At 64.4% G+C, this 23,811-nt stretch carries 25 protein-coding genes and 2 tRNA genes; 11 read left to right on the forward strand and 16 right to left on the reverse strand.

Annotated elements, in window-relative coordinates; translation table 11 throughout:
• Window positions 1-1,146, forward strand: a 1,146-nt coding sequence (locus ABIB78_RS22095; protein WP_429028551.1) for a recombinase family protein, incomplete at its 5' end; no start/stop codon positions are given.
• On the opposite strand, the gene ABIB78_RS22100 is transcribed toward ABIB78_RS22095, so the two are convergent.
• The 3 genes from ABIB78_RS22100 to ABIB78_RS22110 all read right to left on the reverse strand — a co-directional run bounded on the left by ABIB78_RS22100 (window position 1,132) and on the right by ABIB78_RS22110 (window position 3,383).
• Window positions 1,132-1,992, reverse strand: coding sequence for an SDR family NAD(P)-dependent oxidoreductase (locus ABIB78_RS22100; RefSeq protein WP_429028554.1), 861 nt, complete (start codon window positions 1,990-1,992; stop codon window positions 1,132-1,134). The two genes, ABIB78_RS22095 and ABIB78_RS22100, sit on opposite strands and share 15 nt — an antisense overlap.
• A 214-nt stretch (window positions 1,993-2,206) precedes the next feature.
• Window positions 2,207-2,950 (reverse strand): SDR family NAD(P)-dependent oxidoreductase, encoded by a 744-nt coding sequence (locus ABIB78_RS22105; protein ID WP_429028557.1) that lies wholly within the window; start codon window positions 2,948-2,950, stop codon window positions 2,207-2,209.
• A gap of 43 nt (window positions 2,951-2,993) precedes the next feature.
• Window positions 2,994-3,383, reverse strand: a complete 390-nt coding sequence (locus ABIB78_RS22110) for a DoxX family protein (RefSeq protein WP_429028560.1) — start codon at window positions 3,381-3,383, stop codon at window positions 2,994-2,996.
• Window positions 3,384-3,534: 151 nt separating this feature from the next.
• Here ABIB78_RS22110 and ABIB78_RS22115 point away from each other — a divergent pair, with 151 nt between their 5' ends.
• Together ABIB78_RS22115 and ABIB78_RS22120 are read left to right on the forward strand one after the other, a co-directional pair.
• Entirely contained in the window at window positions 3,535-3,915 is a 381-nt protein-coding gene (locus ABIB78_RS22115) for a winged helix-turn-helix transcriptional regulator (protein ID WP_429028562.1), read from the forward strand.
• Between the two features lie 79 nt (window positions 3,916-3,994).
• On the forward strand, window positions 3,995-4,768 hold the full coding sequence (locus ABIB78_RS22120) for an SDR family NAD(P)-dependent oxidoreductase (protein WP_429028564.1): 774 nt from the start codon (window positions 3,995-3,997) through the stop codon (window positions 4,766-4,768).
• 145 nt (window positions 4,769-4,913) lie between these two features.
• Here the strand turns inward: ABIB78_RS22120 and ABIB78_RS22125 are convergent.
• From ABIB78_RS22125 to ABIB78_RS22180, 12 genes are all read right to left on the reverse strand, one after another.
• A tRNA-Phe gene (locus tag ABIB78_RS22125) sits at window positions 4,914-4,989 on the reverse strand.
• Between the two features lie 140 nt (window positions 4,990-5,129).
• Entirely contained in the window at window positions 5,130-5,312 is a 183-nt protein-coding gene (gene yacG, locus ABIB78_RS22130) for a DNA gyrase inhibitor YacG (RefSeq protein WP_429028566.1), read from the reverse strand.
• A gap of 114 nt (window positions 5,313-5,426) precedes the next feature.
• Window positions 5,427-6,056: a Maf-like protein gene (locus ABIB78_RS22135; RefSeq protein ID WP_429028569.1), complete on the reverse strand. Its 630-nt coding sequence runs from the start codon at window positions 6,054-6,056 to the stop codon at window positions 5,427-5,429.
• Window positions 6,057-6,256: 200 nt separating this feature from the next.
• Window positions 6,257-6,721, reverse strand: coding sequence for a low molecular weight phosphatase family protein (locus tag ABIB78_RS22140; RefSeq protein WP_429028572.1), 465 nt, complete (start codon window positions 6,719-6,721; stop codon window positions 6,257-6,259).
• A 144-nt stretch (window positions 6,722-6,865) separates the two neighbouring features.
• The gene (locus ABIB78_RS22145; protein WP_429028574.1) at window positions 6,866-7,369 is read right to left on the reverse strand and encodes a UPF0262 family protein; all 504 of its coding nucleotides are present in this window, start codon (window positions 7,367-7,369) and stop codon (window positions 6,866-6,868) included.
• Window positions 7,366-8,661, reverse strand: a complete 1,296-nt coding sequence (hisD, locus tag ABIB78_RS22150) for a histidinol dehydrogenase (protein ID WP_429028577.1) — start codon at window positions 8,659-8,661, stop codon at window positions 7,366-7,368. Before hisD ends, ABIB78_RS22145 begins: the two co-directional genes overlap by 4 nt.
• A gap of 101 nt (window positions 8,662-8,762) precedes the next feature.
• Window positions 8,763-9,191: a DUF2948 family protein gene (locus ABIB78_RS22155; protein ID WP_429028580.1), complete on the reverse strand. Its 429-nt coding sequence runs from the start codon at window positions 9,189-9,191 to the stop codon at window positions 8,763-8,765.
• 152 nt (window positions 9,192-9,343) lie between these two features.
• Window positions 9,344-10,168, reverse strand: coding sequence for an alpha/beta fold hydrolase (locus tag ABIB78_RS22160; protein WP_429028582.1), 825 nt, complete (start codon window positions 10,166-10,168; stop codon window positions 9,344-9,346).
• A 143-nt stretch (window positions 10,169-10,311) separates the two neighbouring features.
• The gene (locus tag ABIB78_RS22165; RefSeq protein WP_429028583.1) at window positions 10,312-10,812 is read right to left on the reverse strand and encodes a hypothetical protein; all 501 of its coding nucleotides are present in this window, start codon (window positions 10,810-10,812) and stop codon (window positions 10,312-10,314) included.
• Window positions 10,813-10,988: 176 nt separating this feature from the next.
• Complete coding sequence (locus tag ABIB78_RS22170) at window positions 10,989-11,297, reverse strand: UBP-type zinc finger domain-containing protein (RefSeq protein ID WP_429028585.1); 309 nt, start codon at window positions 11,295-11,297, stop codon at window positions 10,989-10,991.
• 8 nt (window positions 11,298-11,305) lie between these two features.
• A complete protein-coding gene (locus ABIB78_RS22175) occupies window positions 11,306-13,003 on the reverse strand; it encodes an FAD-dependent oxidoreductase (protein ID WP_429028588.1) in 1,698 nt (565 codons plus the stop codon).
• 41 nt (window positions 13,004-13,044) lie between these two features.
• Window positions 13,045-13,257 (reverse strand): hypothetical protein, encoded by a 213-nt coding sequence (locus ABIB78_RS22180; RefSeq protein WP_429028590.1) that lies wholly within the window; start codon window positions 13,255-13,257, stop codon window positions 13,045-13,047.
• Between the two features lie 312 nt (window positions 13,258-13,569).
• Here ABIB78_RS22180 and ABIB78_RS22185 point away from each other — a divergent pair.
• Window positions 13,570-13,644, forward strand: a tRNA-Thr gene (locus ABIB78_RS22185).
• A 54-nt stretch (window positions 13,645-13,698) separates the two neighbouring features.
• Here the strand turns inward: ABIB78_RS22185 and ABIB78_RS22190 are convergent.
• Window positions 13,699-13,824 (reverse strand): hypothetical protein, encoded by a 126-nt coding sequence (locus ABIB78_RS22190; protein WP_429028593.1) that lies wholly within the window; start codon window positions 13,822-13,824, stop codon window positions 13,699-13,701.
• A gap of 100 nt (window positions 13,825-13,924) precedes the next feature.
• Here ABIB78_RS22190 and ABIB78_RS22195 point away from each other — a divergent pair, with 100 nt between their 5' ends.
• The 7 genes from ABIB78_RS22195 (at window position 13,925) to hemA (ending at window position 23,804) form a co-directional block, all read left to right on the forward strand.
• Window positions 13,925-14,245, forward strand: a complete 321-nt coding sequence (locus ABIB78_RS22195) for a hypothetical protein (protein ID WP_429028594.1) — start codon at window positions 13,925-13,927, stop codon at window positions 14,243-14,245.
• Between the two features lie 225 nt (window positions 14,246-14,470).
• On the forward strand, window positions 14,471-15,217 hold the full coding sequence (locus ABIB78_RS22200) for an outer membrane protein (RefSeq protein ID WP_429028596.1): 747 nt from the start codon (window positions 14,471-14,473) through the stop codon (window positions 15,215-15,217).
• Between the two features lie 709 nt (window positions 15,218-15,926).
• Entirely contained in the window at window positions 15,927-16,913 is a 987-nt protein-coding gene (locus ABIB78_RS22205; RefSeq protein WP_429028598.1) for a formylglycine-generating enzyme family protein, read from the forward strand.
• Window positions 16,900-18,606, forward strand: a complete 1,707-nt coding sequence (locus tag ABIB78_RS22210; RefSeq protein ID WP_429028601.1) for an arylsulfatase — start codon at window positions 16,900-16,902, stop codon at window positions 18,604-18,606. Before ABIB78_RS22205 ends, ABIB78_RS22210 begins: the two co-directional genes overlap by 14 nt.
• Window positions 18,607-19,045: 439 nt before the next feature.
• Window positions 19,046-21,190 (forward strand): methyl-accepting chemotaxis protein, encoded by a 2,145-nt coding sequence (locus tag ABIB78_RS22215; RefSeq protein WP_429028603.1) that lies wholly within the window; start codon window positions 19,046-19,048, stop codon window positions 21,188-21,190.
• 132 nt (window positions 21,191-21,322) lie between these two features.
• Window positions 21,323-22,387: an MBL fold metallo-hydrolase gene (locus tag ABIB78_RS22220; protein WP_429028604.1), complete on the forward strand. Its 1,065-nt coding sequence runs from the start codon at window positions 21,323-21,325 to the stop codon at window positions 22,385-22,387.
• 187 nt (window positions 22,388-22,574) lie between these two features.
• Complete coding sequence (gene hemA, locus ABIB78_RS22225; RefSeq protein WP_429028606.1) at window positions 22,575-23,804, forward strand: 5-aminolevulinate synthase; 1,230 nt, start codon at window positions 22,575-22,577, stop codon at window positions 23,802-23,804.
• Window positions 23,805-23,811 lie beyond the last annotated feature (7 nt).

The following is a 23,811-nucleotide window of genomic DNA, read 5'->3' on the forward strand; positions in this document are numbered from 1 at the left end:
AAAGAAACAGGCCGCTGGGAGCGCTCGACGGTCTGGGCGATGCTGCGCAATCCCGCGTATAAAGGAACGGCCTGCTTTGGCAAGACGCGGATCGCGCCGCGCATGCGTGTGACGCGGCCGTTGCGATTGCGCGGCGGCGTCGCGCCTCGCAACAGCGCCAATCATGAGCTTCCTCGCACAGAGTGGATCGAAATCCCTGTGCCGACCATCATCAGCGAAGAGACCTTTGCATTGGCGAACGAGCTTTTGGAAGCCAACAAGAAGCATGCCCCGCGACGCACGATCACCCCGAGCGCCCTGCAAGGATTGTTGAGCTGCGCCAAATGCGGCTATGGGCTCTATCGCACCTCCACCAGGTCGAGCGCTCGAACCATCCATTACTACCGCTGCTTGGGCTCGGATGGCTGGCGCCGGCTCGGCGGGCCGGTCTGCGACAGTCGCCCGATGCGCCAGGATTTGCTGGACGAGGTGGTATGGAAAGAGATCACGCGTTTACTTGAAGACCGACGCCTCATCGAAGACGAACTTGAGCGCCGGCTCAAGGCGGCGCGCAACGCCGATCCCACACAGCGCCGGGAGGAAACGCTTCGCCGCGATCTTGCGCGCTCCCGGAAAAGCATCGAGCGCCTCCTCACGGCCTATCAGGAGAGCCTTCTCTCACTTGAAGAGCTGCGCAGTCGCATGCCCGATTTGCGCAGCCGCGAACAGGCTTGCCTGTTGGAGCTGCAAGCGATCGAAGACCAATCGAAGGAGCAGGAAGTTTGTCTACGTCTCGCCGAATCCGTGACGAGCTTCCTCGACCGGCTGCGCTCGTCCGTCGGCGCGCTCGATATAATCGAACGCCGACGCGTGCTGCGCCTTCTCGTGAAGGAAGTCCTCGTTGGCGACGACAAGATCGTCATCCGCCACTCCATCCCCCTCCCACCCACCCCTCCGGGTGGAAAGGCGTCCGGCGCCACCGATAGTTCCGTGGCCGCTCCTCCACCGCAAAGTTATCTTTTGCGTTCAGGGAGCCGTGCCGCCGCCTCTGCGTGTCACGAGCCGGACATTCTCGCCGCGTTCAGCGAGCAGGGACGCGACAGCGCTTCCGACAGCACTGGCCCCTACGATGACATTCGTTTTCATGGCCCGCTATTCCAACGATAAGCCGTGTTTGGCCGCAATGTCGCCCGTCAGGGCCCATAGCTTCCTGGCGGCATCAGAGTTCATTGCAAGTGGCTCCGGCTCGAAACGCTTGGGGTTACGCAGGACGACTCCATCCAGGTCGGCCGGCGAAGCCTGGGTCAAAATGCGGACTGCGTTGACTGCGGAAACCTCGGGCGTTGTACCGAACAGCCCCAGCAATTTCATGCTCAAGGGCATGAGCGGATCGGCCATAACCTTGGTCTTGGTGGAACCGACACAGGCCGCCGCGATAGTCACAGGACGGTCGCGCCACAACCGCGCAGCTTCCTGGACATGCAGATGACCAAGGAGGTGGGTACCCAGGATCGACTTGTAGAAGCTCCACTTGCGGCGCTCGAGTTGCAGGTCATCGAGATCGGGCATGAAAGACAACGGGACATTGCCCGAGATGCTAATGATGCGTCCATCGCCCGAGGCGGCGAGCGGTTCGACCAGCGTGCGATTGAGCGCCGCGCGCGCCATGTATTGCAGGGCGAAGGCGAACTCCAGACCGTCAGCCGTCAAGGTCTTGCCCTTGAACGCGGCCATGGCGGTGTGCATCACGCCGTGCAGGACCGGTCGCCAGGCGATGACCCCCTCGGCCGCCGCTTTGACGCCCCTGAGGGTCGATAGGTCGGCACTCAGGAATGCGGCCTCGCCGCCCGCCGCGCGAACGGCCTCGACCGCGACCTCGCCGGCCGTTCGTCCCCTACCGACGATCAGCACGTTCGCGCCCCGGCGCCCCAGCTCCACGGCCGCAGCATGACCAATGCCGGTGGAACCGCCGAAAAACACATAATTGCCACCAGACACCCGTCGCTCATTCATGAGTGATCCTCTTTCGGTAGGAACAAGTTGTTAGATTCCTCAGCCCTTCTCCGCCTGCGGCTTCAAGGTCCCGTTCATCATTTTCGGCGGATACGGCGTCGTGCGGTTCTCGCATTTTTGGGCGAACTCGCTGACGTTGCGAACTTTGCAGAATGCTCCGTCGTACGTTTTGAAGATTACAGGCGCGCCTTGTCATGCTTCCCCCGCTCACCAGTCAGCGCGCGCTGTCGATGATCGAGCCTCCATCCGGAGTGAGGCTGTAGCCCGTAAGAAATTGAGCGTCCTTGCTCGCGAGAAACAGGACCACTGGTGCGATGTCCTCTTCCGGCGATCCAAAGCGAGCGAGCGGGTTGGTCGGCGCGGGCACGTTCACCTCCTTGCCCCATGTTTCCGCTACCGGCAGAACGTTGTTCACGGTGATCTTATCGACGCCCCATTCCCGCGCGGCAGTCCGGGTCAGGGCGCGCACCGCTTCCTTCGCCATGTTGTAAGGACCGTAGCCCGCCAGGCCGATCACTCCGGCCATAGAGCCGAAGTTGATGATCCGGCCCTCTCCGCTGGCTTTGAGGTAGGGGTAGCAGGCCTGCATCGTCCGCAGATAGGCGATCGGGCCCATTTCGAAATTGCGCTGCAACTGCTCCACCGGGAGATCGATGATGGACGAGAACGGCGCGGACGGATCGAACGCATTGTTCACGAGGATGTCGATTCCGCCGAAGGCCGCGACGGTCTTCTCCGTTGCGGCCTTGATCTGATCCGCATTGCTGATGTCTGCGACGAAGCCGATCGCGGTCCCGCCGGCAGCCTCGATGTCTGTGACAACTGTATCCACGTTTGCGGGAGTAAATGACACGACAGCCACCTTCGCGCCTTCAGCCGCGAACAGCTTCGCGGTGGCGCGACCGATGCCGCGACCGGCGCCCGTGACGATGGCGACCTTACCGTTAAGGCGACCCATATTCATCTCCAGTCGTTGGTGAGTTGATTGGTTGCGCAGCGCGTCAGAGCATCGCCGCTTGCACGTAGGGTGACGGGACTTCACGAGCGACGTTCTGCGTTGCGAAGGAAACGGCCAGCAAGACCAGGCCAATGGCCGCCGGCACAGCGCCCTTGAGGCTGCGCGCACCGATGTGCGCCATTCCCGACAGCAGGAGGTGATAGAAGACGCCGGCATAGGCGAGATCGCTGAGCGCCACGTTGAAACGCGACACGATGGCGACTGGGCCGACGATCTTCACCACGATCATGAACGGCACGAGGTAGGCCGGGTAACCGAGGTCGGCGAGTGCCTTCCGGACCCAGTCCCATTTTGTCGCGTACATGTAGGCCGAGGTCAGATACAGCAGGCACAAAAGCGTGGTGCTGACCCAATATATGTAGACCGATGCCATGATCCCTTCCTGAGCGCCGTTGCGGCAGCAACAGCTCATTCGACTTCGCGACTGCTCGGAATGCGTGATTGCGTCTGTGCATCCGCAGTGCACGTCGAAAATGTCGGCTAAGATCTATATTCGCAAGTAGGATGAATAACCTGTTGCTAGTATGGAAAAGCAGACTATGGCCGATAAACAGATCAACATGCATGAAGAGATGCGGCGCGCGTTCGCGCTGCTCTCAGGCAAATGGAAGCTGGAGATCATGTGGCTGCTCAATCAGCGGGTCTACCGCTTCGGGGAGCTGCGAAAGGCGATCCCGGGCGTCACCCAGCACATGCTGACGGCACAGCTCCGCGAGCTCGAAGCGGACGGTCTGGTGTCACGCACCGTGTTCGCGGAGGTGCCGCCCCGCGTCGAATATGAGATCACGTCCAAAGCGCGGGGGCTCGGTCCCACGATGCAGGCACTGACCGCTTGGTGGAAGGAGTACGGAAGGAGCGTTCCGGTAAAGCCGAGCGGCCGCGGGCGCAAAGCCAAGGCCGGCTGAATTCGAAGGCATTGCCTTGCGTCGATCTGGCGTGAGGACGACGATCCTGGAAGCTTCTGGACATCGAGAGGAGGAGCGAATGGCGATTGTTTTTGTTACCGGCAGCACGGACGGACTCGGGCGGGCGGCGGCGGAGTCGCTTCTCGATGACGGACATCGAGTGGTCCTGCACGCCCGATCGGTGGATCGCGTCGCGACCATCGGCAAGCTCTCCTCGCGAGCCGCAGGTATCGTCATCGGCGATCTCCGCAGCGCCGCCGAGACCAGCAGTGTCGCGGGTCAGGTCAACGCGATCGGGCGAATGGAAGCGATCATCCACAACGCCGGCGTCTACACGGAGCGCAGTCGCGGCGCGACGCCCGAGGGCCATGCCTCCACGTTGGCGGTGAACATTCTGGCGCCGTACATCCTGACCGCGCTGATCGAGCGTCCCGGTCGGCTGGTCTACCTCAGCAGCGGCCTGCACCGCGGCGGAGAGGGTTCGCTGCGCGACCTTGACTGGACGAAGCGGACCTGGGATCCGGCAAAGGCCTACGCCGAAAGCAAGCTGCAGGTCGTCGCGCTCGCTCTCGCTCTGGCGCGACGCTGGCCGCAGGTCTTCAGCAATGCCGTCGATCCCGGCTGGGCGCGCACGAGAATGGGCGGCCCGGGTGCGCCAGTCGACCTCGAGACCGGCCAAAGGACCCAGGCCTGGCTCGCCGTCAGCGACGAACCGGCTGCAATGGTCAGCGGACGCTACTGGCACCATCTCCGGCAGGAGCAGCCGGCCAGCGAGGCCCTCGATCTCCAATTCCAGGAGCAGCTCATCGCCAGATTGGAGGAGCTAACGGGCGTCGCGCTTCCTCAGGCTTAGGACCGCGCCCGGTCTTTGCGCGTAGTCGCTGGCTTGAGATGTTGGAGCTGCGGCCAGGAAGCGCAGGTTTTGCAACTTGAGCGCTCTTCGCGTCATCTGGCAACGCATCGTACAAGATCGCGCGCCAGCGTGGAAAAGGTTAGTTTGGTGCCCAGGGGCGGGATCGAACCACCGACACTGCGATTTTCAGTCGCATGCTCTACCAACTGAGCTACCTGGGCAAACTCGCGGGGCCAAAAAGGCCTAAGCGAGCGGGCGGTTTATAGAGAGGTCGGAGCGCTGTGTCCACCCGGCTTCGCCAAAGGCTTCACCGGGCGCAGCCCGCCCGGCAGTCTTTCCCCAACTTGTTGGGAAATCTTGGCTATTCCGGGTCCTCTGCGTCGTCCTCGCGGCCGGGGACGACATAGCGGCCGCTCAGCCAGCGGTTGAGGTCAACGTCGCGGCAGCGCGAGGAACAGAACGGGAGGAAAGCCGGCTGGGCGGGCTTGCCGCAGATCGGGCAGGCGCGCGGAGTGGCTGGGGGTGTTCGAAGTTGGTCAGTCATGGCTGGAGCGGAGTTTACACCGATTGGCAATTGAGAAGGTGGCCGCATGTTCCGCCGCGCCCCCTCTCCCGCTTGCGGAAGAAATGTGGAGTTCCGATGCCGCGCGAACGTGGATCACACCGCGACGGCGTTGAGCCAGCCGTGGCGGATCGGAAAGCCCTCGCCGCCGAGCAAGGTCACGGTCTCGTAGAGCGGCAGGCCGACCACATTGGTGTAGGAGCCGACCATCTTGACCACGAAGGATCCGGCGATGCCCTGCACGGCGTAGCCGCCGGCTTTGCCGCGCCATTCGCCGGAGCCGATATAGGCCTGGATATCGTCGTCGCTGAGCCGCTTGAAGCGCACGCGGGTCTCGACCAGGCGCTGGCGGAACGCCTCGCGCGGTGTCACCACGCAGATCGCGGTGTAGACGCGGTGGTTGCGGCCCGACAGCAGCCGCAGGCACTGCGCCGCCTCATCGACCAGATTGGCCTGGGGCAGGATGCGGCGGCCGACCGCGACCACGGTATCGGCGGCAATGATGAAGGAGCCGCGCAGATCGTCGTCAAGCTGCACCGATTTCAGTGCCGCGTCCGCTTTCGCACGCGCCAGCCGGTTGGCGCAGGCGCGCGGCAGTTCGCCCCGCCGTGGGGTCTCGTCGACATCGGCCGGGCGCAGCGCATCGGGCTCGATGCCGGCCTGGTTGAGCAGGGCCAGCCGCCGCGGCGAACCGGAAGCAAGAACGAATTTGGGACGGCCAAGCATGCGGGCTTTTGAGCTGAATCGGAGGGACGGACGCGGGCGGAACCTATCGGATGGGGCATGGATGCACAACCTTGGAACCGGTCGCGAATCGCGCTCCCTCGTGGTGACAAGGCCCGATAAGCACAGCTGTTTGTCAGTCTGGCGACAAGTCCCGGCGCTGCGATTTCGGAACACGCGGACTCTTCACATCAGCGAGCGCGTCACTCGCTCGTGGCGCCGGCCCTCGCGAAGCGGCGGCGGATGCGCAGCAACAGCCCGTCGCAGACCTCGCGATAGGCGGCGAGCTTCTGCTCGCGCGAACCCTCGGTACCGGTGGGATCGACGGTGGGCCAGTATTCGACATCGGCCGCGACCGTGCGGGTGAGGTCGAGTGCCTTGTGGTGGGCCTCCGGCGACAGCGTGATGATGAGGTCGAAGTTCAGCCCCTCCCAGTCCTCGAGCTCCTCGAAGGTCTGCGGCTTGTGTCCGGAGATGTCCTGGCCGAACTCGGCCATCACGGCGACCGCGAACGAATCGAGCTCGCCCTTCTTCACGCCGGCCGAGCGGACATAGACGCCTTGCGGAAACATCTGCTGCAGCAGGCTTTCGGCCATCGGCGATCGCACGCTGTTCAAGCCGCATGCGAACAGCACGGCCTGCGGGTTGCGCGCGCGCGGCGCTTCCATGCGATCAGGCTTTTTTCGACCGGGGTACGCCCCCGTCGTCTGGCGAGGCGAGGATCGGGATCATGCGCATCTTGCTATTGCGGATGATCTCCGCGCAAGCGCTTGCGTTCGTCGCGAGCGAAAACCGGTACCCACTTTTCGGGATCATGCGCCTTCACCCTTCCAGTGCAGCACAGTGATCAGCGTGAACAGCCGCCGCGCGGTCTCGAAATCGACGCGCACCTTGCCCTTGAGCCGCTCCTGCAGCGTGCGCGAGCCTTCGTCATGGATGCCGCGGCGGCCCATGTCGATCGCCTCGATCTTGTCCGGTGTCGCGGTCCGGATCGCCTGATAATAGCTGTCGCAGATCATGAAGTAGTCCTTCACGACGCGGCGGAACGGCGTCAGCGACAGCAGATGCGCGACCACGGGCGCGCCGTCCTCTTTCCGGATATCGAACATCAGGCGGTTGCCGGTGATCGCGATATGCAGGGTATAGGGCCCGCTCGCGGCGCCCTCGGGCGCGAACAGATTCTGCTCGACCAAATCATAGATTGCGATCGCCCGCTCATGCTCGATGTCGGGCCCGGAACGGCCGATCGATTCCTCGTCGAGCGTCACCGCGACGATGCGATTGTTGGAATCCTCGTCGTCTGGTGGCTTGGTCATGAGAGATTGAGGCGCAATCCGACGGAACGTGAATGGGCATCGAGACCCTCGGCCTGGCCGAGCGTCATCGCGGCGGGCCCGAGCGCACGCAGCTGATCCGGCCCGCACCGCAGGATCGAGGTTCGCTTCATGAAGTCAAGCACCCCAAGGCCGGAGGAGAACCGCGCCGAGCGCGCGGTCGGCAGCACGTGGTTGGAGCCGCCGACATAATCGCCGATCGCCTCCGGGGTATGGGCCCCGAGGAAGATCGCCCCGGCGTTGCGGATCTTTTTCGACAGGCCCTCGGCGTCGGCGGTCATGATCTCCAGATGCTCGGCCGCGATCGCATTGGCGAGCTCGACCGCATCGTCGAGTTTTGTCACCTTGATCACGGCACCAAAATCGTTCCACGAGGTGCGGGCGATCTCGGCGCGCGGCAGCGTCGCCAGCTGCGCCTCGACCGCGCGCTCGACATCGGCGGCGAGCCGCGCACTGTCGGTGATCAGGATCGACTGCGCGCTGACGTCGTGCTCGGCCTGCGCCAAGAGATCGGCCGCGATCCAGTCGGCATTGCCGGCGTCGTCGGCGATCACAAGTACCTCGGAGGGGCCGGCGATCATGTCGATGCCGACCTTGCCGAACACCAGCCGCTTGGCCGCGGCGACATAGGCGTTGCCGGGGCCGACGATCTTGGCGACCGGGGCGATCGTCGCGGTGCCATAGGCCAGCGCCGCCACCGCCTGGGCGCCGCCGACGCGGTAGATTTCCGAGACGCCGCCGAGAGCTGCTGCCGCGAGCACCAACGGGTTGAGCTTGCCGTCGGGCGCCGGCACCACCATCACGACCCGCGGTACGCCGGCGACCTTGGCCGGCACCGCGTTCATCAGCACCGAAGATGGATAGGCCGCGGTGCCGCCGGGCACGTAGAGCCCGACCGCATCGACCGCGCTCCAGCGCCAGCCGAGCTCGACGCCTGCGGCATCGGTGAAGCGCTCGTCCTTCGGCAGCTGGCGGCGGTGAAAGGTCTCGATCCGGTCGCGCGCGAATTTCAGCGCTTCGACGGTCTTGGGGTCGCAGGCGGCAACCGCGGCGTCGATCTCGGCAGCGGTGATGCGCAGGCCGCCGGCGTCGATATCGAGCCGGTCGAACTTCCTGGTCGCCTCGAGCAGCGCCGCGTCGCCGCGGGCTGCCACATCATCGACGATGGCGCGGGTAGCGCGCTCGACGTCAGCCGAGACCTCGCGCTTGGCCGCCAGGAATTCGCGGAAACGCTGGTCGAAATCGGCGCTCTGTCGGTCCAGGCGAACGGGCATGGCGGCTTTCTTAGGAGGAATTTGGGTCCCTGCTCAATGGCGCGGCGGATAATGGCCGTCAACCCTTGCAAAAAGGACAATTCGCCGTGGCGCAAGCAAAACTACCCCGGCGCCATCCCGAAGTCGTCAGCCCCAAGATCGGTCAATTCGCACTCCAGGCACTCGACATCGAGCCGCAACGCCGCACCCTCGCCGAACATCAGCAGCGCGCTGCCGCCCGGTGGGTCAGAGACATGGAATTCGATCCCGAGCAGTTCCAGGGTGGCTTCCGAGGCCTCCAGGTCGATATTGCGCGACTTGCACGCCAGCACCCGGTCGAACCTGAGCGCGGCGATCAGGCGGCGCGAGCAGGTGCCGCCGGACAGGGTCTGCTCCCAGTCGAGCCGGTTCAGGCCGACCACGAGGCGTTTCTCGTCCTGGCGCCAGACGATGTCGGAGGGCTGGACGCGGGCGTCCTGCACATGGGCGGAGATGACCGCGAGGTCATCGGCGTCGAGGGCGATCAGTTTCAGCGGTGCGGGTGGGGACATGGCGGTAGTTATAACGCCTTGGAGGGCGGGAGGTACCCAAGGAAAATCCCCGCCGACTCCGTCCCATTGGGGTCCTTGGGAGGGAACCCTTCCACTGGCGCTTCCCTGAGCAGCGCTGAACCAAAGATACCGCGCAGATCACACGCCACCCGTCAGCCCTTGATGAACGCCAACAGATCGGCGTTGATGGTCTCGGCTTCGGTCGTCGGCATGCCGTGCGGAAAACCCTTGTAGGTCTTCAGCGTGCCGTTCTTCAAAAGCTTGGCCGAGAGCGGGCCGGAATCGGCATAGGGCACGATCTGGTCGTCGTCGCCATGCATCACCAGCACCGGCACGTTGATCTTCTTCAGATCCTCGGTGAAGTCGGTCTGCGAGAACGCGACGATGCCGTCGTAATGCGCCTTGGCGCCGCCCATCATGCCCTGCCGCCACCAGTTCTGGATCACGGCTTCCGACGGTTTTGCGCCGGGCCGGTTGTAGCCGTAGAACGGCCCCGCCGGCAGATCGCGGTAGAACTGCGAACGGTTGGCCGCAAGCTGGGCCTGCAGGCCGTCGAACACCGACTTGGGCAGGCCGCCCGGATTATTCGCCGTCTGCACCATCAAGGGCGGCACCGCGCTGAGGATCGCGGCCTTCGCCACCCGGCTCTCGCCATGGCGGGCGATATAATGCACGACCTCGCCGCCGCCGGTGGAATGGCCGACATGGACGGCGTTCTTCAGGTCGAGATGCGCGGTGACGACCGCGAGGTCGTCGGCATAGTGGTCCATGTCATGGCCGGCGGCGACCTGCGCGGAGCGGCCGTGGCCGCGGCGGTCATGGGCAACGACGCGAAAGCCGTGATTGAGAAAGAACATCATCTGCGCGTCCCAGTCGTCCGACGACAGCGGCCAGCCATGGCTGAACACGATCGGCTGGCCCGAACCCCAATCCTTGTAGAAGATCTCGACGCCGTCTTTGGTGGTGATGGTGGGCATTTGATTGCTCCTTTTGTTGCCGATTTTTTGATCCGGGCACGCCAGGCGTGAACGGCCCTTGCGCGACGGCGCATCCCCAACGCGCCGCCGCACATCATCTTCTATGTTGCGCGTCGCCTCGAATTGAGGTCATCCGTCCCGCATCAGGCGAAATTGATCGGCCTGAACCGGCGCCAGGCACCGATGATCACCAGTGCGAAGAACACCAGCACGATGCCCTGCACCACCGCAAACACGGGGCCGGATGGCGGGTTCGGCGGCACGGCCGGCGCCAGCGCCTGCAGCGCCGGCACCTTGAGGAAGCTCTGGATGACGAGCACGAAGACGTTGAGATAAAGCGAGACCATCGCGGTCACCACGTAGACCGGGCGCCAGGCGCCCTTCAACTGCATCGCATACAGCGCGATGCAGGCGATCGCGAGCAGCACCAGCGAGAGGCCGCCGATGATTTGCGAAGGCAGCAGCTTCTCGGTCAGCAGCGGCGGGATCACGAAGCCGGTGGCGCTGGTCAGGATCGTGAACAGGAGGAAGATCGCGGTCAGCCCAGGCATCGCGCGCGAGCCGAGCAGGCCGAACATCACGATCACGCCAGCGACGATTGCAATCAGGCTGATGATGACGTGCACAAGCACCAATGTCGTCATGTGGCGCACTCCCCGTTGAGAACCCGCAGCACGTTACGATGCATCTCTGAAAATTGCTACACGGTTCGATGGCAGGATGGCCGACATCTCATGAAAATTCACCGATGCCGACGCTTGCCGAAGAATTTCGCACCGATGTCACACGCCGTGGCACGTGCGCCTCGTGAGAAGCTGAATCAATAATAGCGCGGGATCGGCCCGTCATGCGGCGTCTTGCGCTTCGACAGGTCGAACAGCACCTCGTCGACATAGCACCAACCCCAGCCTTCCGGCGGATCGTAGCCTTCGATCACGGGGTGGCCGGTGGCGTGGAAATGTGCGGTCGCATGCCGGTTCGGCGAGTCGTCGCAGCAGCCGACATGGCCGCAGGTCCGGCAGATCCGCAGATGCAGCCAGCGGCTGCCGCTCTTCAGGCACTCCTCGCAGCCGAGCGCGCTCGGCGTGACGTCCTGGATGCCAGCGATGTGCGCGCAGCCTTTTGTCATCGAACCTCCTACAGCGTCGGACTGCTTGCGTCTGCGAGATAGCCGTGCAGCGCGGCGACGACCTGCGCGCCCTCGCCGATCGCGCCGCCGACGCGCTTGACCGATCCGGAGCGGACATCGCCGACCGCGAACACGCCCGGCACCGTGGTCTCGAGCAGCGGCACCGTACGCGCGCCCTCGCCGTTCTGCACGCCGGTCATCACGAAGCCGCCACGGTCGACCTGCACGCCGCAGCCCTCGAGCCAGCCGGTCGCCGGATCGGCGCCGACGAACAGGAAGAGATTGCGAATATCCATGGTGAACTCGTCGGGCGCGAGCCGGCTGCGCCAGCGCACCCGCTCCAGCGTCTCCGCGCCCTCGAGCCCGATCACCTCGGTGTTGAACATCAATTCGATGTTCGGCGTCGCCTCGATGCGCTCGATCAGATAGCGCGACATGCTGGCCCCGAGCCCGCCGCCGCGGATCATCATGTTGACCTTGCGGGCGTGCGCCGACAGGAACACCGCCGCCTGCCCCGCGGAGTTGCCGCCGCCGACCAGCACGACATCCTGCTGGGCACAAAGTCTCGCCTCGATCGGCGAGGCCCAGTACCAGACGCCGCGGCCCTCATAACTCTCGAGATTGTCGATCGCGGGCCGGCGATAGCGCGCGCCACTCGCGACCACGACCGACTTGGCGCGCAGGTTGTGCCCGCATCCGGTGGCGAGCGTGAACGCGCCCGAGGCGTTCGAGCAGTCGAGCGATTTGATGGAGACCGGAATCAGCATCTCGGCGCCGAATTTCTGCGCCTGGTTGAAGGCGCGCCCGGCCAGCGCCTGGCCGGAGATGCCGGTCGGAAAACCCAGATAGTTTTCGATCCGCGCGCTGGCGCCGGCCTGACCGCCGAAGGCGCGGGAATCGAACACCGCGACCGACAGTCCCTCGGACGCCGCATAGACCGCGGTGGCGAGCCCGGCCGGGCCGCTGCCGACCACGGCGACATCGTAGAGCTTTTCATGCGCACTGTTGCCGATCATGCCGAGCGCCATCGCAAGCGCGGTCTCGGACGGATTGCGCAGCACCGTGCCGTTCGGACAGACCACCAGCGGCAGCTCGGCGCGCGTCGGCGAATAGCGCGCCACCAGGTCGGCCGCATCCTTGTCGGCCTCGGGATCAAGGACGTGATGCGGCTGGCCGTTGCGCGCCAGGAAATTTTGCAGCGGCGCCATGTTGCCGACGGATGCCGAGCCGATCAGCACCGGTCCGCCGGCACCGCCCTGGATCAGGCTGACGCGGCGCAGGATCAGTGCGCGCATGATGCGCTCGCCGAGATCGGCCTCGGCGACCAGCAGCGCGCGCAGCCGGTCGGGCGGCAGCAGCAACGTCTCGACGGCACCGTCGGCATGGCCGTCGACCAGCGCGGCGCGGCCTGAGAGCTGGCCGATCTCGGCGAGGAACTGCCCCGGTCCCTGGTCGATGATTGGTGTGACACGGCCGAGACCGTCGCGCTGGGTCATCGACACATTGCCGGACAGCACCACGAACATGCCAGGACCGGGCGTACCGGTCTCGAACAGCGCCTCGCCGTCCTTGTACGAGCGCGGCTCGCCGAAGCGGCGCATCCGCTCGATCTCGTGCCCCGTCAGGGTCGGAAAGGTCTGCTCATGGCGCGGGAACGCGTAGGCGGTGGCGTTCAGCCGATCGATCGTCGTCTCATCTACAGCCATCTCGGCGACCCGCTTCCCTTTGCAACACACATCAACCGGGGTTAACGGCCCGGGTCGTTTCCGCCGGCGTCATCCAGCGAGCCGCCATTTAGCGAACCATGGGCACCTTCGGAAGTCGCCCCATCCTCACGGCCGCGCGCCTGCGATTTCCGCCGCTTCAGGTTTTCGCGCAGCGCCAGCTTGAGACGATCCTGTCGTGAATCCTTCACGCGGGCTCCGGCCTGCCCGCCGCCCTTGTCCCGATCGCCTGTCATTTCAAAACTCTCGAACCGCCCTGCTCGAGGCAAGCATAAACAATGACTGACGCTGGTGCACCCTGCCCGGTCGGCCAGTTGCACTCGATGGCGTGATTCGGCGCTAACTGCAGATAGGCAGCTTTCCGGCGCGATCGGGAACTCAATCGGGCCGAAATCGGCCGGATTGGGTGGAATCGTCGACGCGGAACGTCAATTCCGCCGATTTCGCCGGCAAGAGGGGCGCTGTTTCGCTTGCGCCAGAGGGAGGCCTGTGGCAAGAACCGCCCGCTTGGACGGGCCCTCGGGGCCGATTCAATTTTTCCCGGGCATGCTGCCGTAGCTCAGTGGTAGAGCACTCCATTGGTAATGGAGAGGTCGACAGTTCAATCCTGTCTGGCAGCACCAGGATCTTCGCAAACAAGGCAGTCGTAAGCACGCGGTGCGTCCGCGTACGCTGGATCAATGCGCCAGCAACACGCCCGCTCCGCCGACCGTCAGCACGACGTAGAACGCGAACACGCTGGCGACCCATTTCCAATCGATCTGCCCGTTGTCGGGGCTGAGACTCTCAATGAGGTCTTGCATGATCGTCTCCCTTCTGGGCTCGGATGTATTGTGTATAAACCCAGCCCCGAGCACGTCATGTGACTCACTTCACACTTCCCATTCCCGGAGCGGATCCAGAGTGACCGGCCCAGAACTGAAGAAATTGCGCGAACATCTCGGCGAGACGCTCGGCCGCAAGCTGACGGCGGCAGACATGGCGAAGCTGTGCGGGCTGCCGGGGGCCGGCGGCGCCGAGAAGCTGCGCAGGTGGGAAGTTACCGGCCCGAGCCCGAAGGTCGCAGGCCTGCTGCGCGTGCTGGCGATGGCGAGCGAGCACTATCCGATCCTGGAGAAGTTCGACGTGTTCGATCGCCACGACGTGCCGGTCAAGGATCGCGCCGCGCGCCGCCAGGCGTTCCGCGAGCAGATGCGCGACGACGTGCGCAGGCGACTTGGTTAGCAGACGGCTTGGTTAACGGGGGAAGCGCGCCGCGCGCGGGCCGCGTTAAGCCTTCCGTCATTCCGGCTTAAGCGTTCGTTAGGCACAACAAAACGTTTCGCCGCAAAGGCTGCGACTTAACGCTCCAAGTCGTCTTTCGGTGACAGCATTTTATTCAAATGCGGTCTAACGCATCGCCGTGGATGGCGCACGCTGCGCCTCATGACTTTGTCCGGAGACTGCCCTATGAAGAAGTTCCTGCTCGCAACCGCAGCCATCGCGGCTGCCGTCGCTGCCTTTGGCGCGACCGCCGATGCCGCCGACCTCGGCTCCCGTGGCTATTACCAGAAGGCCCCCGCGCCCGTTTACGCCGCTCCGCTCTACAACTGGACCGGCTTCTATCTCGGCGGCCATCTCGGCGGCGTGTTCTCCGGCAACAACACCTTCAACGGCCTGGCGCTGACCGATTCCAGCGCCCGCTTCATGGGCGGCGTGCAGGGCGGCTATGACTGGCAGTTGTCGCCGATGTGGGTGATCGGCCTCGAAGGTCAGTATTCCTGGGTCGGCAACCACCAGCTCAACGCGATCTTCCCGGGCGGCTATGTCTACAACAACAACCAGCGCGGCATCGCGTCGATCACCGGCCGCGTCGGCTACACCTGGGGCCCGGGCCTGATCTATGTGAAGGGCGGTTATGCCTATTCCGACAACAACGAAACGGTGACATTGGGCGGCGCGCCGGTCGGCTTCACGCTCAGCGACAACCACAGCAACGGCTGGACCATCGGCGGCGGCGCCGAATACATGTTCGCGCCGAACTGGTCGGCCAAGGTCGAGTACCAATACTACGACTTCGGCGACAGCCGCTTCACCGCACCTAGCGCGCTGGTGCCGGTCGGCAGCTTCCACAATGACGAGCACACGGTGAAGGCCGGCCTCAACTACCGCTTCAATCTCGGCAACCTCGGCGGCCCCGCTTACGGCCGCTACTGAGATTACGCACCACAACCAATTGTGGAAAGGCCGGCTCACGCCGGCCTTTTTGTCCCGATAGCGCGCATCGATTCAACAGAGCAGTCTAAGACAACGCCGGCGAGCTGCCGATCGCCATCCGATCAAACGCACTGCTGACGTCAGGCTGAGCCAACGTGGGCTTGCAATCGGTGAAAACCTAGCCAGCGGATTTCGAAGCTTCGAATTGCCGAAAACGGCGTCACAAATTCTATGTGCAATCGCAGATAGCAGGCCATAGACGGTGCTGAAAATCCGTGACAGTTTGGCCACAAGCAGAATTATTAGCTCAAAGACATTTTTGTCATTCTCGTGAAGGCGATCTCAGCCGTTAGCGCACCGGGCGTTTCACAAACCGCTTCGGCTTCTGAACAATTTCTGGTTGACGGTCCAAGCGGAACCGACGAAGCTACCTGAACGATAGTCGATAAGAGGTGCTGGCCGATACCTTCGTCGCGCGGATCAATGACGCGGCGTGCAAGATGCAGGGGTCTGGCAATGCAATCGGCAATGACGATCCTCGTTTGTCGAGGGGGCTGCGCACCGACGACCGTCAACGGCGCGACAGGCGCCGGATCAGCCCACCTATGCCTCCGAAGGATTCGAGACCGTACCGCCGGCTCTCGCGCAACGTCGCGATGTCGATCCGCCGGCGAAAGCGTCTTACCTGATCTCAGGAAGGAGCAGCTCTATGAGTGAGGTGGACGCTGCACTGGCGCGGCCAGGAGAGCCCGCACCTCATCCGGACATGATCTGGATTCCCGGCGGGACGTTTCGCATGGGGTCCGACAAGCATTATCCGGAGGAGGGTCCCGCTCATCGCGTCGCAATCGAGGGCTTCTGGATCGATCGAACGCCGGTCAGCAATTACGAATTTCGGAAGTTCGTCAATGCCACCGGTTACGTCACGTTTGCCGAGATCGCGCCCGACCCCAAGGATTACCCGGGCGCGCTGCCGCATATGCTTAAGGCCGGCTCGCTGGTGTTCACGCCGCCCAGGCATGCGGTCGACACCAGTGACTGGAGCCAGTGGTGGATGTTCAAGTTTGGCGCCGACTGGCGCCGGCCTTACGGACCGCGCTCGTCAATCAGCGGCCTAGGCGACCACCCGGTGGTGCATGTCAGTTATCGTGACGCGCAGGCCTACGCCAAATGGGCAGGGAAAGAACTGCCGAGTGAAGCGGAGTGGGAGCGGGCCGCCCGTGGCGGATTGGACGGCGCCGAGTTCGCGTGGGGTTCGGAATTCACGCCTGAGGGCCGGCAGATGGCCAACACCTGGCAAGGTATCTTCCCGCACGAGAACCTCGCGCTCGACGGCTACGAGCGGACCTCGCCGGTGACCGCCTTCCCTCCTAACAATTACGGCGTCTACGACATGATCGGCAACGTCTGGGAATGGACATCCGATTGGTACGCGCCCAAGCACGAAGCCGACGCGCCAAAGGCGTGCTGCATTCCGGAAAATCCACGCGGCGGGCGCGAGGAGGAGAGCTACGACCCCTGCCAGCCGCGAATCAGGATTCCCCGCAAGGTCATCAAAGGCGGCTCGCATTTGTGCGCGCCGAATTACTGCCGGCGCTACCGCCCGGCCGCGCGCCATGCCGAGGCGGTGGATACCTCGACCAGTCATCTCGGCTTCAGATGCGTAACAAGAGGATCACGTCATGACCAAGGATAAGTTTCCAGGAACGTCCGAAACCAGCACAGAGCCAGTCGGCGAAGGATTGAAGCGCCGCGAACTCTTGTTGAGTGCCAGTTCCCTCGTCGCGGCTTCAGCACTCTCTGCTGCCGGGCTAACAAGCCCCGCGCAAGCGCAGCAAACGGCAGCGCCTGCGCCCACGGGGCAACGGCCCAATATCGTTGTCATCATGGGTGACGACATCGGCATGTGGAATATCGGCGCCTATCACCGCGGCTTGATGGCCGGCCGGACTCCGAATCTCGATAAGCTCGCCGCTGAAGGCATGATGTTCACCGACTACTACGCCGAAGCGAGTTGCACGGCGGGGCGCGCCAACTTCATCACCGGCGAGTTGCCGATTCGAACCGGCATGACCACGGTCGGTCAGGCTGGTGCACCCACAGGCATACCGGCACAGGCAGCAACGATTGCTACCGCACTCAAAGGAATGGGCTACGCCACCGGCCAGTTCGGAAAGAACCACCTTGGTGACAAGAACGAATTTTTGCCGACGGTGCACGGCTTCGACGAATTCTTCGGCTATCTCTATCACCTCGACGCGATGGAGGATCCAGCACATCCCGGCTATCCGCAGGAGTTGCTGAACACCGTCGGTCCGCGCAACATGCTCCATTGTTATGCGACCGATGTCGACGATCCTACCGTGGATCCACGCTGGGGCAAGGTTGGCAAGCAGAGGATCGAGGACGCCGGAACGCTTTATCCCAAGCGGATGGAAACCGTCGACGACGAAATCCGCGACCTCGCCTTGAAGTTCGTCGAGAAGGCCAAGGCGGACAACAAGCCGTTCTTTCTGTGGCTCAATCCGACACGCATGCACATCGTCACGCATCTGTCGCCGAAGTACGAAGGGCTGCGCAACTCCAAGAACGGCTGGACCATCCACGAGGCCGGCATGGCGCAACTCGATGACGATGTCGGCATGGTGATGCAGAAACTCAAGGACATGGGCGTCGACGACAACACCATCGTGGTGTTCACGACTGATAACGGCACCGAGGTCTTCACCTGGCCGGACGGTGGACAGACGCCGTTCGCGCAGAGCAAGGGCACGGTCCTGGAAGGCGGTTTCCGTGTGCCCTGCATGATCCGTTGGCCCGGCAAGGTGCCGGCGGGCAAGGTCGAGAACGGTATCATCTCCGGGCTGGACTGGTTCCCGACCTTCCTCGCGGCGGCCGGTAACCCGAACATCGCTGAGGAGCTGAAGAAGGGCAAACAGATCGGCGACACCACCTATAAGTGCCACCTGGACGGCTATAACCAGATGGACATGATCACCGGCAAGGGCCCGTCGAACCGACACGAAATCTTTTACTTCGGCGAAAGCGAGCTCGGTGCCGTGCGCATCGACGACTTCAAGTATCGCTTCATCGATCAGCCGGGAGGCTGGCTTGGTGAGAAAACCAAGCCTGACGTGCCCTATCTGATCAACCTTCGCCTGGATCCCTTCGAGCGCACCGGCTGGCCAAATAGCGGGACCAAGGAGGGTGCCCAGCAATACTTCGACTGGTTCAAATACGAATTCTGGCGCTTTGTGTTTGTCCAGCAGCAGGTGGAAAAACTGGCCATGACGGCGATCGAGTTTCCGCCGATGCAAAGGGGCGCGAGCTTCAATCTCGATGCCGTGAAAGCGAAAATCGCAGCAGCCCAGGCAGCCATCGCCAAGTAGGTACGCTTGAGGGTCATGGCGGGCGTGCCGCGTTCCTGCGCGCCCGCTGGGCAACGGAAGGGAAAGGTCACGAAACCGATCGCACGATTTCCCCTGATCAATCGCCGCATGCTGCTCGCCTCGCTGGCGAGGCTTCCGTTGCTCTCTACCTCGCTTCGCCCACCTCGCGACCCGCTGCCGTCCTGCTGGCCGGCGGCGCGGTTCGCCTGATGTCCACCATACCGGCGCGGGCGCGAACACGCCTACGACCGCCAGTCGCATTTCGGAAAACCGGACGTGGCGCTGGATACCGCGGCAGTGAAGGGCGCGGCAGCCCTGAAAAATCCCGCAGATCGCGGCAATTTTCCCGATTTTGTTAACCCGCCGCACCGATACTCCCACGCCGGGGAAACATCCAAGAGTAGTGGCCAAGGGTAGTGGGCCAGGGGGCACAGGGGCAATGGCGTTTCGGTTCAAGCTCGGCAAACCAAATCTCAAGCGTATCCGCCTGCCGCAGATGGGGGTCAGGGGCAGCCTGTTCGCGGCATTCGCCGTGATCGCTGGCATGGCGCTCGTGATCAGCGCAGGCGCCGGCATCGTGCTGCATCAGCTCGGCGGCACCATGAGCGATCTCAGCGGCCGCGACATTCCGCGGCTTGCCGCGAGCCTGCAGCTCGCCGCGCAGAGCGCCTCGCTCGCCGCCCAGGGTCCGGGCCTGCTCGCCGTGCAGAGCGAGGACGCGCTGAACGACCGCACCAAGAAGGTGCAGGAGGTCGCGCAGGCGACCAACGCCAAGCTTGGCGAGATCATCGAGCTCGGCGCCGACAAATCCGTCGTCAGCGCGCTGCAGGAGAACGTCAAGAACACCGACGAGGCCACCAAGAGCCTGATCTCGGCAGCGCACGAGCGGCTCGACGTCGGCGCATTGCGCGACAAGCAGTACAATGCGCTGCGCAAGGCACAGGCGGCCTTCGTCTCCGCCGCGAGTCCCGCGATGCTCGACGCGCAAACCCGGCTCAACGCCATCCTCGCCGCCGCCGAAGTCTCCGCGGACGACGCCACCGAGGCGGCCCGCACGGTCGGCCAGATCAGCAACGTGCTCGCCGCCGGCAATCTGATGGCGGCCGACATGACCGCGGCGCTGTCGGCCAATTCCAGCGAGACGCTCGATGCGATCGAGGCGGAGTTCAAGAAAGGCCGCGACCGCGTCAAGTCCAACCTCGACGACCTGCCGAACAATCCGGCGATCGTTGCCGTGCGCGACACCGCGCAGACGCTGCTCGTGCTCGGCGAAGGCAAGACCGGCGTGTTCAAGGTCCGCCAGAAGGAGCTCGACTCGATCGACTACGGCCAGACCATTCTGGAAGAGACCCGCAAGCTCAATGTCGGGCTCGGCATCAGCGTCCAGCAGCTGGTCGACGCCGTGCAGAAGGAGACCGACACCTCGACCTTCCAGGCGCGGCAGCAGATTTCGCTCGCGACCACGGTGATGATCGGCCTCGGTGCGCTGACGCTGGTCGGCTCGTTCCTGTTCGTCTGGCTCTACGTCGGCCGCAACATCCTGCGTCGCATCCGCGGCCTGCAGCGCTCGATGCAGCTGTTGTCCGATGGCGACCTCGACACCGAGATCCCGCAGAGCCGCCAGCGCGACGAGATCGCGGTGATGGCCGATGCGCTGCAGGTATTCCGCGAGAGCATGATCGAGAGCCGCGAGCTCACCGAAAACCAGAACAAGGACCGCACCGCCAAGGCGGAGCGCGCCTCGCGCATGGAGACGCAGATCGCAACGTTCGAATCGACGGTGCGCACCGCGCTCGGCAGCCTGCAGACCGCGGCGAACTCGATGCAGTCGACCGCGCAGAGCATGTCGGCGACCGCCGACCAGTCCAGCGCGCTGGTCAGTGCCGTCGCCTCGGCGGCCGAGGAGACTTCGGCGAACGTGCAGACGGTGTCGGCCGGCACCGAGGAGCTGTCGTCGTCGATCCAGGAGATCGGCCGCCAGGTCGTCACCTCGGCGGAGATCGCCCGCAAGGCGGTCGAGGAAGCCAGCGCCACCGACACCACCATGCAGGGGCTTGCCGACAAGGCCGCGCGGATCAGCGTCGTGGTCGACCTGATCCAGACCATCGCCTCGCAGACCAATCTGCTGGCGCTCAACGCCACCATCGAGGCCGCGCGCGCCGGCGAGGCCGGCCGCGGCTTTGCCGTCGTCGCCTCCGAGGTGAAGAACCTGGCGAGCCAGACCGCCAAGGCGACCGAGGAAATCCGCCAGCAGATCGTCAGCATGCAGGAGGTGACGACAACGGCTGTCTCCGCGATCCGCAACATCTCGAGCACGATCGGCGAGATCAACGACGTCACCACCGCGATCGCCGCCGCGGTCGAGGAGCAGGGCGCGGCGACCCGCGAGATCGCCCGCAACATCCAGCATGCGGCAGGCGGCACCGGCGAGGTGTCGAGCAACATCGTCGGCGTCTCCACCGCCTCGGCCGAGGCCGGCGCCGCCGCCGGCGAGGTGCTCAGTGCCTCCGATGCGCTGCGCCGCGAGGCCGACGTGCTGCGCTCGGAGATCGACGGCTTCCTGTCGAACATCCGCGCGGCGTAACAACGCCTCTGTGCTCTCCGTAGCCTGGCTTGATCCGGGCTACGGAATTCGGGTGCCATTCCGTCCCTTTCTCCGGACGACTATCTGATTTTTCGGCTGGCGCGGCGGCCCGGGTCCCGCTAATCCGGTAGCATGCATACGAAAACCGACAGCCTTCCCTCCTCGGCGGAGGCATTGCGATACCCCTGGGAGAACCATCCCGGCCACGACCAAATTGTGGAGGTGGCCCCCGGTGTGCTGTGGGCGCGGCTGAAGCTGCCGTTCCGCCTCAACCATGTGAACGTCTATCTGCTCGCCGATGGCGACGGCTGGACCATGGTGGATGCCGGCTTCGGCAATGAGGAATCGATCGCGGCCTGGACCACGCTGTTCGACGGACCGCTGAAGCACGTCAAGGTCACGCGGCTGATCGTGACGCATTCGCATCCCGACCATGTCGGTCTCGCCGGCTGGGTCACCGAGCGCTTCGACTGCCCGCTGTTCATGTCGCAGGTGGAATATCTGCAGTCGGTCTATCACCAGAACCGCGGCACCGAGGAGCGGCGCAACGCGCAGCGGCTGTTCTTTCGCCGCCACGGCATGGACGAGGACCTGACCGAGAAGCTGCTCGGCCGCGGCCAGGACTATCTGAAGCGCGTGTCGGTGCTGCCGCCGTCCTATCATCGCCTCACCCATGGCGACGAGGTCGTGATCGGCACGCGGCGCTTCAAGGTGATCACCGGCGGCGGACACGCGCTCGACCAGGTGATGCTGTATTGCGCGGCCGACAAGCTGTTCCTGTCCGCCGACCAGGTGCTGAGCAAGATCTCGCCCAATGTCAGCGTCTGGGCGGTCGAACCCGAGCAGAATTCGCTCGGCGAGTATCTCGCGTCGCTGGCGAGCCTGACCACCACCCTGCCCTATGACGTGATGGTGCTGCCCGGCCATGGCGTGCCGTTCTACGGGCTGAAGACCCGGATCAAGCAGCTCGCCGATCACCATGAGGAGCGCTGCCGGCTGATCGCCGAGGCCTGCCGTGAGGTGCCGCAGACCTCCAAGGAACTGGTGCCGGTGGTGTTCCACAAGCACGTGCTGGATGAGCACCAGATGGGTTTCGCCGCCGGCGAGCTGGTCGCCCATGTCAACTACATGCTGGTCGAGGGCCGCCTGACGGCCGAGATGCACGACGACGGCATGCTGCGCTTCAAGACGACCTGAGCGCCGGGCCGGGCGGCAAGGCATCGCCCGCCGGTTTGACCGAAATCCCGCCGGAAGGCGCGGACCTAGGGCAATTTGCCCAACTGCGGCGCATGCCCGGATGTGGGCCAATGCATGGACATTAGAGCTGGAAAAGCTCTAAGAAGAGGCAGGTTTTCCGGTCAGGTTCCGCTTTCTGGGTTCGCCGATGAATTACAGCCAGTTTTTCCAAACCGCCCTCAACCGCCTGCATGACGAGCGGCGCTACCGGGTGTTCGCCGACCTCGAGCGGATCGCGGGACGCTTTCCGCACGCGACCTGGCACTCGCCGAAAGGCAGCCGCAACGTCGTGATCTGGTGCTCCAACGACTACCTCGGCATGGGCCAGCACCCCAAGGTGGTTGGCGCCATGGTCGAGACCGCGACCCGGGTCGGCACCGGCGCCGGCGGCACCCGCAACATCGCGGGCACCCATCATCCGCTGGTGCAGCTCGAGGCTGAACTCGCCGACCTCCACGGCAAGGAAGCCTCGTTGCTGTTCACCTCGGGCTATGTCTCGAACCAGACCGGCATCTCGACGCTCGCCAAGCTCGTTCCGAACTGCCTGATCCTGTCGGACGCGCTGAACCACAATTCGATGATCGAAGGCGTGCGCCAGGCCGGCTGCGACCGCCAGATCTTCCGCCACAACGACGTCGCGCATCTCGAGGAGCTCTTGATCGCCGCCGGTCCGGACCGGCCGAAGCTGATCGTCTGCGAGAGCCTCTATTCGATGGACGGCGACGTCGCGCCGCTCGCCAGGATCTGCGATCTCGCCGAGAAATACGGCGCCATGACCTATGTCGACGAGGTGCACGCGGTCGGCATGTACGGCCCACGCGGCGGCGGCATTGCCGAGCGCGATGGCGTGATGCACCGCATCGATATCGTCGAGGGCACGCTGGCCAAGGCGTTCGGCTGCCTCGGCGGCTACATCGCCGGCCGCGCCGAAGTCGTCGACGCCGTGCGCTCCTATGCGCCGGGCTTCATCTTCACCACCGCGCTGCCGCCGGCGATCTGCTCGGCCGCGACGGCTGCGATCCGCCATCTCAAGACCTCGAACTGGGAGCGCGAGCGCCACCAGGACCGCGCCGCCCGCACCAAGGCGATCCTGACCGCCGCCGGCCTGCCGGTGATGTCGAGCGACACCCATATCGTGCCGCTGTTCGTCGGCGACCCCGAGAAGTGCAAGCGCGCCTCCGACCTGCTGCTCGAGGACCACGGCATCTACATCCAGCCGATCAACTATCCGACCGTCGCCAAGGGCAGCGAGCGGCTGCGCATCACGCCCTCGCCCTACCACGACGACGGCCTGATCGACGCGCTGGCCGAGGCCCTGCTCCAGGTCTGGGACCGGCTCGGCCTGCCCCTGCGCCGGAAGCCACTGGCCGCCGAGTAACCCTATC

This window comes from Bradyrhizobium sp. I1.14.4, assembly GCF_050435825.1.
Classification (GTDB): domain Bacteria; phylum Pseudomonadota; class Alphaproteobacteria; order Rhizobiales; family Xanthobacteraceae; genus Bradyrhizobium.